13 protein-coding genes and 1 pseudogene are annotated in these 13,234 nt (G+C 65.2%); 7 read left to right on the top strand and 7 right to left on the bottom strand.

Going from position 1 to position 13,234, the window contains the following annotated elements; all coding sequences use genetic code 11:
* The first annotated feature begins 382 nt into the window (after nucleotides 1-382).
* Nucleotides 383-1,915, top strand: a complete 1,533-nt coding sequence (locus AC3ITN_RS05625; protein ID WP_489392310.1) for an MASE1 domain-containing protein — start codon at nucleotides 383-385, stop codon at nucleotides 1,913-1,915.
* Here AC3ITN_RS05625 and AC3ITN_RS05620 read toward each other — a convergent pair.
* The gene (locus AC3ITN_RS05620; RefSeq protein WP_489392309.1) at nucleotides 1,912-2,352 is read right to left on the bottom strand and encodes a hypothetical protein; all 441 of its coding nucleotides are present in this window, start codon (nucleotides 2,350-2,352) and stop codon (nucleotides 1,912-1,914) included. The two genes, AC3ITN_RS05625 and AC3ITN_RS05620, sit on opposite strands and share 4 nt — an antisense overlap.
* A gap of 295 nt (nucleotides 2,353-2,647) precedes the next feature.
* A complete protein-coding gene (locus AC3ITN_RS05615; protein WP_489392308.1) occupies nucleotides 2,648-3,061 on the bottom strand; it encodes a hypothetical protein in 414 nt (137 codons plus the stop codon).
* A gap of 198 nt (nucleotides 3,062-3,259) precedes the next feature.
* Between AC3ITN_RS05615 and AC3ITN_RS05610 the strand changes: the two genes are divergently transcribed.
* Nucleotides 3,260-4,207, top strand: a complete 948-nt coding sequence (locus tag AC3ITN_RS05610) for a Na/Pi cotransporter family protein (protein ID WP_489392307.1) — start codon at nucleotides 3,260-3,262, stop codon at nucleotides 4,205-4,207.
* Between the two features lie 78 nt (nucleotides 4,208-4,285).
* Here AC3ITN_RS05610 and AC3ITN_RS05605 read toward each other — a convergent pair.
* Nucleotides 4,286-4,387: pseudogene (locus AC3ITN_RS05605) on the bottom strand (type II toxin-antitoxin system RelE/ParE family toxin); the annotation flags it as partial.
* Nucleotides 4,388-4,450: 63 nt separating this feature from the next.
* Nucleotides 4,451-5,458: a LacI family DNA-binding transcriptional regulator gene (locus AC3ITN_RS05600; RefSeq protein ID WP_489392876.1), complete on the bottom strand. Its 1,008-nt coding sequence runs from the start codon at nucleotides 5,456-5,458 to the stop codon at nucleotides 4,451-4,453.
* A gap of 97 nt (nucleotides 5,459-5,555) precedes the next feature.
* On the opposite strand from AC3ITN_RS05600, the gene AC3ITN_RS05595 reads away from it, so the two are divergent.
* Genes AC3ITN_RS05595 through AC3ITN_RS05575 form a run of 5 tightly spaced genes read left to right on the top strand, consistent with a single transcriptional unit; the run spans nucleotide 5,556 to nucleotide 10,190 of the window.
* Nucleotides 5,556-6,608, top strand: a complete 1,053-nt coding sequence (locus AC3ITN_RS05595) for a sugar phosphate isomerase/epimerase family protein (protein ID WP_489392306.1) — start codon at nucleotides 5,556-5,558, stop codon at nucleotides 6,606-6,608.
* Between the two features lie 26 nt (nucleotides 6,609-6,634).
* Nucleotides 6,635-7,852 carry a nucleoside permease gene (locus tag AC3ITN_RS05590; RefSeq protein ID WP_489392305.1) on the top strand — a complete coding sequence of 406 codons (1,218 nt, stop codon included), beginning with the start codon at nucleotides 6,635-6,637 and terminating at the stop codon, nucleotides 7,850-7,852.
* A gap of 12 nt (nucleotides 7,853-7,864) precedes the next feature.
* A complete protein-coding gene (locus tag AC3ITN_RS05585; RefSeq protein ID WP_489392304.1) occupies nucleotides 7,865-8,989 on the top strand; it encodes a Gfo/Idh/MocA family protein in 1,125 nt (374 codons plus the stop codon).
* A gap of 19 nt (nucleotides 8,990-9,008) precedes the next feature.
* Nucleotides 9,009-9,875, top strand: a complete 867-nt coding sequence (locus AC3ITN_RS05580; protein WP_489392303.1) for a sugar phosphate isomerase/epimerase family protein — start codon at nucleotides 9,009-9,011, stop codon at nucleotides 9,873-9,875.
* 36 nt (nucleotides 9,876-9,911) lie between these two features.
* On the top strand, nucleotides 9,912-10,190 hold the full coding sequence (locus tag AC3ITN_RS05575; RefSeq protein ID WP_313343402.1) for a c-type cytochrome: 279 nt from the start codon (nucleotides 9,912-9,914) through the stop codon (nucleotides 10,188-10,190).
* A gap of 29 nt (nucleotides 10,191-10,219) precedes the next feature.
* On the opposite strand, the gene AC3ITN_RS05570 is transcribed toward AC3ITN_RS05575, so the two are convergent.
* The 3 genes from AC3ITN_RS05570 to AC3ITN_RS05560 are packed head-to-tail and all read right to left on the bottom strand — an operon-like array spanning nucleotide 10,220 to nucleotide 13,232.
* Nucleotides 10,220-10,960: a 3-keto-disaccharide hydrolase gene (locus AC3ITN_RS05570; protein WP_489392302.1), complete on the bottom strand. Its 741-nt coding sequence runs from the start codon at nucleotides 10,958-10,960 to the stop codon at nucleotides 10,220-10,222.
* An 11-nt stretch (nucleotides 10,961-10,971) separates the two neighbouring features.
* The gene (locus tag AC3ITN_RS05565; protein WP_489392301.1) at nucleotides 10,972-11,547 is read right to left on the bottom strand and encodes a gluconate 2-dehydrogenase subunit 3 family protein; all 576 of its coding nucleotides are present in this window, start codon (nucleotides 11,545-11,547) and stop codon (nucleotides 10,972-10,974) included.
* On the bottom strand, nucleotides 11,547-13,232 hold the full coding sequence (locus AC3ITN_RS05560; protein WP_489392300.1) for a GMC oxidoreductase: 1,686 nt from the start codon (nucleotides 13,230-13,232) through the stop codon (nucleotides 11,547-11,549). The genes AC3ITN_RS05565 and AC3ITN_RS05560 overlap by 1 nt, the downstream gene beginning before the upstream one ends.
* Between the last annotated feature and the right edge of the window lie 2 nt (nucleotides 13,233-13,234).

The raw sequence follows: 13,234 nt of genomic DNA, 5'->3' as shown, positions 1-13,234 counted from the left end.
GCCAACTTCCTTGATCCGGAGGTGCGGTGAAACATATCACGAGGCTGCAGGCACATCGGGCACCACGAAGCCACGCAGGGCGTGGACCTACCGCGACTGTGCCGACAGAGCGTCGAGTTCTGCCGCCAATGGTCGGCCATTATCAGGACCGCCACTGTGCGCGTTGCGTCATCGCTTCTGCTTCGACAGCTACACCGGTGTGCGTGGTGCATCCCACCAACCGTGTGACGTAGCTCAATAGAATCAGAAGAACCGTCTCATTCTTGTCTGAAAATTCTGAAACCTCATTGCGACCGACATGCCAGGCCGCTACTTTCGCGCCCTCGGAAAGGGCTCGCGGCGCAGACGAAATGCGACAGCGACCCACCTCAGGAGGGTATGGATGTCGCGCGACAGGCTGATCAACGGAATTCAACTAGGCGTTATGAACCTGCCAGCGGGACTTCTTCTAGCAACGCTCTACGCGATCTCCTGTTGGGCGACACGGCAGGTATCGTTGGATCAGTTCTTCCTTCCTTCGGGCATCCGCGTCGCAGCACTACTGGCATGCCCGGTACGCATGTGGCCGTATCTTCTGCTTGGGGAATATGCATACTTCGCGGAGATGCGCATTCCCATGGTGACTACGCTTGGTCTCGACTGGGTAATCATCTCTTCGGCGTATCAGTTCCCGATCGTCGCACTGATCGTCTACCTCCATCGCAGTGCAATTGCAGCCGAGACCGGAACATGGCTGCTCACCGCTGCGGCAGGTGCTTCCCTCGCCGTTGGTGTCGGAAACCTCTTGCTCATGAATGTCTTGTGGCAATCGCCACCGTCGGGCGGCTTCGCGGTCATCGCAAGCCGCTTTGTGCTGGGCCACTATGTTGCCATCCTCACCGTCGCCCCGTTAGCCGTGCTGTGGACACGTCGGAAGGAGGTGGATTGGTCATCGTGGCGGGAAGCACCGTCAGCGTACGCAGCAACGTCATTGCTTGCACTTGGTGTCGCATCGACACTGATATCCCAAGATGATTATGTTGAAAAGGCGACAATCCTTTTGCTCATGGTTGCGCCAATCATCGCCCTGACCTGTATGCACGGATGGTGGGGAGCGGCTGTCGGACTGCCCGTGATGTACGTTTTCGTTAGAACCGGCACTCCTGCGACTGGTCTTCCGGGCTCTTTCGACCTGGATTCCTTCAAAGTGCAACTGGTCACCGCACTCTCCGGGACCGCACTCCTGGCGTTGGGGGCGAAAATCACCCACCACTATCATCAGTACCTCGCGCATTCGCAGGCAGGTCGACAGGCAATCTCGAACGCACGTGCGTCGCACATCGCCGGTGAACGGGAGTTGCGAAACCGCGTGGACAGTCTCAGGCGCATCGGGGAAGGTCTGGATGCGTCGCTGAGCGACACCGTCGATTGGCTGAGGGGTAACGGCTTCCACGATGTTGCATCCAGCCTCCTACACGCATCGACAGTTCACTCGCAAAGATTCCGCGAGCAGACCAGTATGGTGTATCCCTCCTCCATGGAACATGTCGGCCTTTATCTCGCCATTCAAGTTGGAGGAACCGGCGATGCGTGGGAGCAGACGGGTCGTCTTGCCAAACCCAGCCTCACCGGCGATCCATGTCACCTCAGCCTTGATCTGCAACTAACAGCCTACCGTGCGTTGACGGAGGCCGTTTCTCTGCTTCTTGAGAATGAAAGGGGCCAGTTGAAGATTCGGGCACGCTGTGGGCGACTTGGGGCTGCTCGAGGAATCGTCATCACTGTCGGCACAGCAGACGTTCATTACAAAATTTCCCGCAGCACGACGACAATGGCGATGGGGCGACTCAGTGGCCGCGCCCAGGCATATCGTGGCTCGGTACAGTGTCTTGGCAATCGAATTCGGATGTTCTTCGCAGAATCAACCGATTGCTAAGGACGGTGATGCACATGCTCAACCGACCACCACCTTGACAGCCCTGCCTGGCTGACCAGAAGCCTGAACTCCTCATCTCGATACACTTCTACGGCGTCTACCATGGCGACCGAGGGCCGATCGTCAGAAGGTAGCGATACGTGCACGTCGGCGGGTCCCGCTGGCAGCTCCCAGAAGTAGTCGCCTGATTTTCCGACGATGAACTGTATGGATCCTGCGGAGTCGCTGACCTGGAAGTAGTGGATGGTGTCGCGCTCAAACGCATGGACGCGCCATCGTCGATCCAGGCTCAGGTCGGCAGACGCGGGTTGGTTCTCACCAATTCCGCTATGCGCTGGCTTTTGCCCCACGCTCGGGCAGCAGAGCGCCCAAGCGGGAAGCGGTGAAGCCAGCATCAAGATGATCGGGTACATGTAACGCGCAGGAAAATTCAACACGGTGGACCTCCAGACTCTTCATCAGCCGATGCGCGCGATGTTATTTGTGCGCTATCGGCGAAACGATGAACAAATTCGGAAAATCCAGATGCAATGCCCGGCGGGCTCGCGCAGCCACGCAGGGCGTGGCTCTACCGCAATGGTTCATTGCGGCGCGTGCGGCGAAGCCACGCACGGCGTGGCTCTACAGTGCATGTCCGACGGCTGCAACCATGTGTTGGCGTGCGGGAAGGCTCATCCGTACTGATGGCCGGCCCGGCCGCCGGCTTCACGGTGGCCTCTGGAATGGACGCCGCTATGCCTGCCCCCTGCCCAACTTGAGGCTCCGAATATATACGCCGGCACAGGCACCTGCCATGCCGGCAAGTACAGACAGTGCGGTGCTCAGGGCATTCAGCCATAGCAGTTCGAGCAGACCCATCTGCATGTAACCGCGGAGGAAGTGCGCTGCCAGACACGTCAGCCCGAGGTACAGCGCGCCCACGGCGATGGCGAATCCATACCTCCGGGACACCAGCCCGCCCGCAAGCGCGAACCACATTCCGCAGAGAGTCCAGACCATGTCGCTGGACGTAAACGCAGGCTGGCTCCCAACCGAGGGCGCGATGTGGAAGACAGACGCCGCCGCCAGCACCAACGCCAACACGATCAGGAATGCCGCGGCCTGTCGCCAGATCGGGTTCCACTTTTTCATTGCGACCACGTCCATTCGCACGTCATCCATTGCGCGCCTCCCTTGATCATTCGCACCATAGTACCTTCAGCACCGGGTCAGGCGGCGCGGCGCCCCGGCAACGCTGACGCATTAGGCCCGCAAAAGTGGGCAGGAACGTTGTACTTCCAGCCGCGACTGGCAATCTTTGCAACACCTGCCCCAGCATGGCCGGATCGCCCCCATGAGCCCTGCATGAGCGCTCTGTCAGCCGTCCTGCCCATTCTGGCTACCGTGGTCCTCTTTCTGCATGGGCTGCAAGGCTTCACGCGGGAGCTGCAGTCCTGTGGGGAGCCGCTCATGCGCGCGTGGCTGCAACGGCTGACGGCCAACCGCTGGAAGGGGTTTGCCGTCGGCGCAGTTGCGACCGCCGTGGTGCAGTCAAGCAGCGCGATCACGGCCTTGACCGTTGCGCTGGTGAATGCCTCGCTGCTGTCGTTCCGGGCCAGCCTGGCCGTGCTGCTGGGCGCGAACGTGGGCACCACCGCCACGGCATGGCTGGTCTCGTTCCAGCTGAGCGGGCTTGGCCCCGTCCTTATCGTGCTGGGGGCCGTGATGGCAGTGCTGCCCCTGCGGGTCCGCACCGCGGGCAGGCTGCTGTTCCAGCTCGGGCTCATCCTGTTCGCGCTGCAGCTGATGACCGCTCAGCTTCAGCCCCTGCGCGAACAGCCGTGGGTCGCCGCGTGGCTGGCGGCAGCCGCCGACCCGTGGCTCCAGGTGCTGGTTGGCATGACCATCACCGCCCTTGTCCAGTCCAGCAGCGTCACCAGCGGCGTGGCGATCGTGCTGGCGCAGCAGGGAATGCTGCCGGTGGAGGCCGCCATTGCCATGGTGATAGGGGCCAACGTCGGCTCATGCTCCACGGCCTTGATCGCCAGCGCCGCGATGGGCCCGATTGCACGCGTCACCGCGGTGGTCAACCTGCTGTTCAATGCCGTCGGCATGCTGATGCTGCTGCCGTTCCTGGTGCCATTCGCGCGCGCGGTGGCAGCGGCTGTTGGTGACCCCGGCATGGCGGTCGCCCTGGCCCACCTGACGTTCAATCTGGCCATCTCGGCGCTGTTCCTGCCGATGCTGGGACCGGTGGGCGCATGGGCGGAGAAATGGCTGATGCGGTCAGGCCACACCTGCAGAGCCAGGTGATCGGCGCGCCAGCTGCAAAGGGATCGAGACGCCCGGAAATGCGTAAAACATCCCGCGTAAGCACCATGCGCTTTGACCCATGTAGCGGCGCACCTGCTCGTCGCCCCATTGCTTGCGTGTGTAGCGGATGATGCCGCGCAGGTCGGCTTCCGTCGCCTTCGTCAGCGTGTAGGAAGTCAAATGCTGCCAGCATGCCGATCAGGTTGCCATGCGTCGGCTAAACAAACGGATTCGACACGTGCACTACCGCACCGTAGGCGCGCCCGTCGAACCGCGCACCATCAAACTGAAATCCAGCGTCTGCTGGAGCGGCACGTCCACCCCTTCGATGATGGCGAGCAGCAGGTTGACCGCGCGGACACCGATCTCCCGCATGGGCTGCCTGACGGTCGTCAACGCGGGCGTGAGGTAGCTGGAGGACGACAGGTCGTCGAAGCCGACGATGGACAGGTCATCGGGCACGCGGATGCCCAGGTCCCGACAGGCAGCCAACACGCCCAGCGCCATCTGGTCGCTGAAGCAGAAGATCGCGGTGGGCACATCCGCGCCGGCCAACAGCGCCATCCCGGCCGCATGGCCGGATTCCACGGAAAAGTCGCCCGGCGCGACGCTCAAACCGCGCAGACGGCCGCGCGCCCTGCCGGCAGCACGGACGCCTTCCAACCGTTGCTGGTGAAGCGGATTGTCGGGCGGCCCACCCACCACGGCGATCCGCTCGTGGCCCAGCCCGTACAGGTGTTCCATCACCGCACGGGCGGCGGCCGCGTTGTCGATGTGGACGCTGGGAATGCCCAGCGCGGGGTCGAACTCGCAGCCGTTGACTACAGGCGCGTCGTTGCCCTGCTGCTGGACGATCTCGCGCGCGGTCGGCGGCAGGCGATGCCCCAGCACGATCAGCCCGTCGGCCTCGTTGCGACGGAGCATCTGCGCGTAGCGCTCCTCGCGCTCGGGCCGGTGCTGGGTGTCGCCCAGCAGGACGGCGTAGCCCGCGGCCTGTGCGGCTTCTTCCGCGCCCTGCAGGATCTGGGCGAAGAACGGATTGGCGATGTCCGGGACGGTGACCAGGATCTTGCCGCTGCGCTGGGTCTTGAGCGTCCTGGCGACCGTGTTGGGGACATAGCCCAGTGCGGCGGCGGCCTGCTCGATGCGCGTGCGCGTGGCCGGCAGGACTTTCTCCGGCCGGGATAGCGCCCGCGACACCGTGCCTGCGGAGACGCCGACGTGCTTTGCGATGTCGTAGATGGTGGCCATGGTTTTTGAGGTTCTTCTTTTCGCTGTGCAGTGCACAACAGGTTTTTCTGAAGGCCCTGCTAGGGTAATGCAATCGATTGCATCCGGGTGAATCACGTTGAAGACGCTCAAGGGTCCGGCGCTGTTCCTGGCGCAGTTCATCGGCGACACGCCTCCATTTGATCGGCTCGACACGCTCGCCGCGTGGGCGTCGAGCCTGGGCTATTCTGGCCTGCAAGTGCCCACCAGCACGCCCCACCTGTTCGATCTGGCCGAGGCTGCGCGCAGCCAGGCGTACTGCGACGACATCACCGGCATGCTGGCCGAACACGGCCTGCAGATCACCGAGCTGTCCACGCACCTGCAAGGGCAGCTGGTCGCCGTCCATCCCGCCTACGACAGCCTGTTCGACGGCTTCGCACCGCCGGACACGCGCGGCGATCCTTCCGCCCGCCAGGCCTGGGCCGTGGAGCAGTTGATGCTGGCCGCCAAGGCCAGCCAGCGCCTCGGGTTGACCGCGCATGCCACGTTCTCCGGCGCGCTGGCCTGGCCTTACTTCTATCCCTGGCCGCAACGCCCCCCGGGGCTGGTGGAGGAAGCCTTCGCCGAACTCGGCCGCCGCTGGCGCCCCATCCTGGATGCGTTCGACGCCTGCGGCGTGGACCTGTGCTTCGAGATCCACCCTGGCGAAGACCTGCACGACGGCGCGACCTTCGAGCGCTTCCTTGATGTGGTGGACCACCACCCCCGCGCCAACATCCTGTACGACCCCAGCCACCTGCTGCTGCAGCACATCGACTACTTGGGTTTCATCGACCGGTATCACGCGCGCATCGGCATCTTCCACGTCAAGGACGCGGAGTACCGCGCCAGTGCGCGCAGCGGCGTGTATGGCGGCTACCAGGACTGGATCGATCGCCCGGGGCGGTTCCGTTCGCTCGGGGACGGCCAGATCGACTTCAAGGCAATCTTCTCAAAATTCGCGCAATACGATTTCCCGGGCTGGGCGGTGCTGGAATGGGAGTGCTGCCTGAAGCACCCGGAGGATGGCGCGCGTGAGGGCGCCGCGTTCATCCGCGACCACATCATCCGCGTGACCGAACGTGCCTTCGACGACTTTGCCGGCAGCGGCACTGATCCGGAAGCACTACGCCACATGCTGGGGATCTGAGCTACTACCGCCTGGGAGGGCAAGCCATGACGCACACCATGTCGCGCTTGGGCGCGATGATGTTTCTGCAGTTCTTCATCTGGGGGGCATGGTTCGTGACCCTGGGCACGTACCTGGTGCAAGGCCCGCTCCAGGCCAGCGCAAGCCAGGTGGCCACGGCGTTCCTCAGCCAGTCCATCGGCGCCATCGTGGCGCCCTTCCTGGTCGGCCTGGTTGCCGATCGCTACTTCGCCGCGCAGCGCATCCTCGCGGTACTGCACCTGGCCGGAGCGGTGCTCATGTGGCTGGCATCCACGGCGACGGACTTCAACACGTTCTTCGCCTGCGTCATGGGCTACATGCTGCTGTTCATGCCGACGCTGGCACTGGCCAACAGCGTGGCGATGCGGCACATGCATTCGCCTGAAAAACAATTCCCGCTGGTGCGGGTGGCCGGGAGCGTCGGCTGGATCGTGGCCGGCGTACTGATCGGCTGGCTGGGCTGGGAACAGGCGCATACGCTCGAACTGACGTTCCAGATGGCGGCGATGGCGTCGCTGGCCCTGGGCCTGTATGCCTTCACCCTGCCGCACACGCCGCCGCTGGCGCAGCAGCGCGACGCCGGGCTGGGGCAGATCCTGGGGCTGGACTCGCTGCGGCTGCTGAAGTCACGCTCGTACCTGGTCTTCTTCCTGGCGTCCATCGCCATCTGCATCCCGCTGGCGTTCTATTACAACTTCACCAACCCCTATCTCAACGACCTGGGGGTGCGCGGCGCGGCCGGCCTGCAGTCGCTGGGCCAGGTGTCCGAAGTGCTGCTGATGCTGGCCATGCCGTTCCTGTTCGTGCGGCTGGGGGTCAAGACGATGCTGGCGGTCGGCATGGCCGCGTGGGTGGTGCGCTACGTCATGTTTGCCTTCGGCGACGCCGGTGGCGGCTTCTCCCTGCTGGTGATCGGCATCGTGCTGCACGGCATCTGCTACGACTTCTTCTTCGTCACCGGCCAGATCTACACCGATGCGCATGCCGGCCCCGCCGCGCGCAGCAGCGCACAGGGGTTCATCACCCTGGCCACCTACGGCGTGGGCATGTTGATCGGCACGTTCCTGTCCGGCGCGGTGGTGGAGCACTACACCACGGCGGCGGGCCCGGACTGGCAGCAGATCTGGCTGTTCCCGGCCGGCGTCGCGCTGGTGGTGCTGATTGCCTTCCTGGTGCTGTTCCGCGACCGGCCGCTCGTTGCGACCGCCCCCTCCACGCCCTGAGGATCCCACCCGATGCGCACGCTTGGAATCGCCATCGTCGGCACCGGCATGATCGGCGCCGTGCACCGTCGCGCGGCCCTGCTGGCCGGTGCGGACATCCGTGGCGTAGCCGCCTCGTCCCCCCAACGCGCGCGCGAGGTCGCGCAGTCGTGGGGGGTCCCGCACGGCTATCGCGACATTGAAGAAGTGATCGCCGACCCGCAGGTGCAGGTCGTGCACGTCTGCACGCCCAACCACCTGCACCGCGCCATGGCACAGGCCGCGCTGGAAGCCGGCAAGCACGTGATCTGCGAGAAGCCGCTGGCGACCACGCTGGAAGACGCCCAGGCACTGGCGGCGTTGGCCGCATCGGCCGGGCTGGTCGCCACGGTGCCCTTCGTCTACCGCTACCACCCGGTGATCCGCGAAGCGCGCGCGCGCATCGCGCAGGGCGAGCTGGGACCGCTGCGCCTGATCCACGGCAGCTACCTGCAGGACTGGCTGCTGGACCCGGCCAGCAACAACTGGCGCGTGGACCCCGCACTGGGTGGCGCGTCACGCGTGTTCGCCGACATCGGCTCGCACTGGTGCGACCTGGTGGAATGGGTCGGCGGGGAGCGCTTCGTCGAGGTCAGCGCGGCGTTCGCCACCGTGATCGCCGAGCGCGGCACCCTCACCGGGCAGAGCTTCACCACGCCGGCGGCGGGCGGCGCGATGCAGGCGGTATCGAGCGAGGACGTGGCCGCGGCGATGTTCAGAACCGGCGCCGGTACGCTGGCGTCCTTGACGGTCAGCCAGGTCTCGGCGGGACGCCGCAATCGCCTCTGGTTCGAGATCGACGGCGCCAAGGCCAGCGTCGCGTTCAATCAGGAGGACGCCGAGCGGCTGTGGGTCGGCCTGCCCGACCAGCGTGAGGAGATCTTCGTGCGTGGACCGGGCGCCGGCAGTGCCGAACAACGCCGCCTGTCGGTGCTGCCCGCCGGCCACGCGCAGGGCTACGGCGATTGTTTCGAGGCGTTTGTCGCCGACACCTACCGCGCCATCGAAGGCGAGCGGCCACACGGGCTGCCCACCTTCGAGGACGGCGTGCGCTCGGCGCTGATCGTCGACCGCGTCATCACATCGGCCAGGACGCGCGCCTGGACCGCCATTGTTTGAATCCCGGGAGGATGTGTTGATGAAAGCCGCTACACGCAGGACCACGACCCTCGCACTGCTGCTGCTCGCTGCCCTGCCCGCCTTCGCCGGCGACCCCGCCGGTGCAAGGCAGCCCATCGCGGTGCAGATGTACACGCTCCGCCACGCCGGCACGCTCGACCAGCAGTTGAAGATCGTGCACGACGCCGGCGTCGGCGCGGTGGAAACGGTCGGCACGCAGAACGTCAGCGCCGCCGAGCTCAAGCAGCTGCTGGACCGCTACTCGATCAGGGCCATTTCGTCGCACGTGCAACTGGCCGATCTGCGCAGCGACCTGAAGGGGGTGGTGGCGTTCAACCGTGCGATCGGCAACACCACGCTGGTGGTGCCTTACCTGGATGAGAAGGACCGGCCGACCGATGCCGCGGGGTGGACGGCACTGGGCCAGGAACTGGGCCGGATCGCGGCGCAGGCGAACGCCCAGGGTATGCATCTGGCCTACCACAACCATGACTTCGAGCTGGTCGACTTCAACGGCAAAACCGGCCTGGAGCTGCTGTTCGCCGCAGCCGGCCCCGACCTGCAGACCGAGCTGGACCTGGCCTGGGTGGCGCGTGCGGGCCATGACCCGGTGATGATGCTGGGCAGATTCCGCGGCCACGTGTTCGCGGTGCACGCCAAGGACAATGCACCCAAGGGCAAGGCCGAAGACGAGGGCGGCTTCGCCGCTGTCGGCCAGGGCGTGTTGGACTGGGACGCGATCCTGCCAGCCGCTGCCGCAGCTGGCGTGCAGTGGTACATCGTCGAGCACGACCAACCGCGTGATCCGGCCACCGTCATCAAGACCGGCGCGGACTACCTGCGCCACCACCTGACCGCCCAGCTGCCCGCCAGTGCACAGCGCTAGCCAGCGAAGGAGCCCTGCTTGAGAACGATCCTGACAATGGCTGTGGTTCTAGGTGCAGCGTCGTTGGCCACGCCGGCGTGGTCCAAGGACGACCCTGCCGCCGGCGCGCAGCTCTACGCAACGCACTGCATCGCCTGCCACGGCGCCAACCGGGCCGGCGTTCCGCCGACATTCCCCGCCCTCACCGATGTCGCCAAGCGGCTGCAACCGGCGCAGATCAAGGAAAAGATCAGCAAGGGCGGTGGGTTGATGCCACCCTTCTCCCAGCTGTCGCCACAGGACATCGACAATCTCGCCAGTTACCTGGCGAAATAGGATGCCGGCGCCGGGGCTTCGCGCCGGCGCTACAGCTTGCGCACCCAGATGTTGCGGTAGCTGACCTTGGAATCGTGTTCCTGCAGATACAGCGGCGCGCACGCGTGCGGCGCATACGAAGGCGCGCCGATGTACTCGGTCTTGCCCGACAGGACGGTGTCGTCCTGCACCAGCACGCCGTTGTGCAGCACGGTGATGCGGGCGGGTGACAGAAGTCCGCCTCCTTGCGAGAAACGCGGGGCCTTCCAGATGATGTCGTAGGCCTGCCACTCACCCGGCGCACGCGAAGCGTTCACCAGCGGGATGGCCTGCTTGTACAGCGATGCGGCCTGGCCGTTGGCATAGGTCGGGTTGTTGTAACTGTCGAGCACCTGCAGCTCATACAGCCCCTGCAGGAAGATGCCGCTGTTGCCGCGGTGCTGGCCGTCGAAGCCCTTGGTCGCAGTGGGCGTGCGCCATTCGACATGCAGCTGGATATCGCAGAAATCCTGTTTGGTACGGATGCCCTTGCTGCCCGGAACCACCGTCAGCGCCCCCTTGGCAACGCTCCAGGGTACGGGCCCGCCCTGCTCCGACTCCCAGGCGGAGGTATCCCTGCCGTTGAACAGCACGATCGCGTCGGAGGGCGCGCCGTTGGACGGCGTGGCCACGGTTGCGGGCACCGGCTTCCACACCTCGGTTCTCGTCGGATCGCGCGCGGGGTCATCGGCCTGTGCAGACACGGGTGCCGTGACCAGCACGCACGCCACCATCAGGATCGGTTTGATCATCGTGTTCCTCATCAGCTGGTCGCCCACGCGGGCGTACCGGGGACATAGGCCAGGTCGCCGTCGTAGCGCCCCGGCACGGCGACGTACTGCAGTACTTCGGTCGCACCGACCTTCGAGGTGAAGAAACCGAAGATGGCCAGCTGCTTGATCATCGTGAAGTAATGCGGCATTTTTTCGCCCGCTTCGGCCGTGCCGGTCTCGTTCACCTCGCCCACGCGTTTACGTGCCTCTGCATCCAACGCGCGCAGCAGTTCGGTGCGGTCGTTCGCGGTGAGCGACACGAACCGGCCGCCAGCGCGTTTGTCGATATCGGCCAGGCCGGCGTGGAATGCCGCCTGCTGCGGGGCGGTGTAGCAGTCGGTGACGAATCGCGCCATGAACGCACCGGCGCCGGCGTCCTTCGCCCCTGCCGTACCGGTCCGCGGCAGGATGCTCTCGGCGATCTCGTCCAGCGTGGCGATATCGGCGGCGGAGAAGGCGGCTGTCGCGCCCGCTGCCGGCGCTTGGCCGTGGACCAGCGCGGGCAGACCGACCATGGCCGCCCCCGTGGCGGCAACAATCATCTTCAACAGGTCGCGGCGGTCCATCAGAGGTTCCCCGCGTTCAGTTCGCGCACCGCATGGTCGGCGGCCCGTGCGGTCAGCGCCATGTAGGTCAGCGAGGGATTCACGCAGGCACTGGAGGTCATGCACGCGCCGTCGGTCACGTAGACATTGGGCGCGTCCCAGACCTGGTTGTGCTGGTTCAGCACGGAGCTGCTGCGGTCACGGCCCATGCGCGCGGTGCCCATTTCGTGGATGCCCTTGCCCGGGGCGTAGTCGTTGTCGTGCATCTCCACGTCCTTGACGCCCGCGGCCTCCAGCATCTCGGCGGCATCGGCGGCCATGTCCTTGCGCATGGCCTTTTCGTTCTCGCGCAGGGCCACATCCATCGCCAACACCGGCAAGCCCCATTTGTCCTTGCGGTCCGGGTCCAGGCGGATCGTATTGTCGTGGTGGGGCAGCATTTCGCCGAAGCCGGTCATGCCGATACGCCAGTCGCCGGGCACGGTCAGCGCGGCCTTCAGGTCGGCACCGATGTTCAGCTCGGCGATCTCGCGCGACCAGCCGTTACGGCTGGCGCCGCCCTGGTAGCCGAACCCGCGCGTGTAACCACGTCTGTCGGCAGCGACGTTGCGGAAACGGGGAATGTAGAAGCCGCAGGGACGACGGCCGAAGTAGTACTTGTCGTCGTACCCCTCGACACGGCCGGAGGCGCCGGCGCCGAAATGGTGGTCCATCACGTTGTGCCCCAGCTCGCCCGACGACGAGCCCAGCCCGCCTTCCCAGACATCGGTGGCCGAGTTCATCAGCAGCCAGGACGAGTTGAAGGAGGAGGCGTTGAGGAAGATGACCTTGGCCGTGTACGTGTACGTCTGCCCGGTCTCGGCATCGATGACCTCCACGCCCCGCGCGCGCTTGCGGTCCTTGTCGTACAGCACTTCCTTCACGATCGAGAAGGGCCGCAACGTCAGGTTGCCCGTCTTCATGGCGGCCGGCAGCGTGGCCGACTGGGTGGAGAAATAGGCGCCGAACGGACAGCCCAGGATGCACTTGTTGCGATACTGGCAGTTGACGCGGCCCTGCTCGGGCATGGGCTGGGTAATGTTCGCCGTGCGCGAATGGATCATGTGCCGCGTGCCGCCGAAGGCCTTCTTGATCCGCGCGGCCACGTCCTTTTCGACGATGTTCAACGGGATCGGCGGCAGGAACTCGCCGTCCGGCAATACATCCAGCCCCTCGCGCGTGCCGGCGATGCCGGCGAACTTCTCCACGTGGTCGTACCAGGGCGCGATGTCGGCGTAGCGGATCGGCCAATCGGTGGCGATGCCGTCTTTCAGGTTCGCCTGGAAATCCAGGTCGGACAGGCGATAGCTCTGCCGCCCCCACATCAGCGAGCGTCCGCCCACGTGATACCCGCGGAACCAGTCGAAGCGCTTGGTCTCGGTGTAGGGCGATTCCTTTTCGTCGGCCCACATGCCCTGCAGGTTTTCGACCAGGCCGTAGTCGCGCATCAACACGGGAAAGTCGGCCTTCATCGCCTGGGTAGGCCGGTTACGGTGCGGGAAATCCCACGGCTCCTTCATCGCGTTCACGTAGTCCTTGACGTGCTCGATGTTGCGCCCGCGTTCCAGCATCAGGACCTTGAGGCCTTTCTCGGTCAGTTCCTTCGCCGCCCAACCGCCACTGATTCCCGAGCCGACGACGATCGCGTCGTAATGATTGTCTGCCATGG

Source organism: Stenotrophomonas sp. KH_036_B (assembly GCF_057839485.1).
The sequence above is the reverse complement of the archived record's forward strand: the minus strand, read 5'-3'. Positions and strand labels throughout refer to the sequence as shown.

Coding starts and splice junctions, on each gene's coding strand:
- AC3ITN_RS05625 (WP_489392310.1), top strand. CDS start 383: ATGTCGCGCGACAGGCTGATCAACGGAATTCAACTAGGCGTTATGAAC.
- AC3ITN_RS05615 (WP_489392308.1), bottom strand. CDS start 3,061: ATGGACGTGGTCGCAATGAAAAAGTGGAACCCGATCTGGCGACAGGCC.
- AC3ITN_RS05610 (WP_489392307.1), top strand. CDS start 3,260: ATGAGCGCTCTGTCAGCCGTCCTGCCCATTCTGGCTACCGTGGTCCTC.
- AC3ITN_RS05600 (WP_489392876.1), bottom strand. CDS start 5,458: ATGGCCACCATCTACGACATCGCAAAGCACGTCGGCGTCTCCGCAGGC.
- AC3ITN_RS05590 (WP_489392305.1), top strand. CDS start 6,635: ATGACGCACACCATGTCGCGCTTGGGCGCGATGATGTTTCTGCAGTTC.
- AC3ITN_RS05585 (WP_489392304.1), top strand. CDS start 7,865: ATGCGCACGCTTGGAATCGCCATCGTCGGCACCGGCATGATCGGCGCC.
- AC3ITN_RS05580 (WP_489392303.1), top strand. CDS start 9,009: ATGAAAGCCGCTACACGCAGGACCACGACCCTCGCACTGCTGCTGCTC.
- AC3ITN_RS05575 (WP_313343402.1), top strand. CDS start 9,912: ATGGCTGTGGTTCTAGGTGCAGCGTCGTTGGCCACGCCGGCGTGGTCC.
- AC3ITN_RS05570 (WP_489392302.1), bottom strand. CDS start 10,960: ATGATCAAACCGATCCTGATGGTGGCGTGCGTGCTGGTCACGGCACCC.
- AC3ITN_RS05565 (WP_489392301.1), bottom strand. CDS start 11,547: ATGGACCGCCGCGACCTGTTGAAGATGATTGTTGCCGCCACGGGGGCG.
- AC3ITN_RS05560 (WP_489392300.1), bottom strand. CDS start 13,232: ATGGCAGACAATCATTACGACGCGATCGTCGTCGGCTCGGGAATCAGT.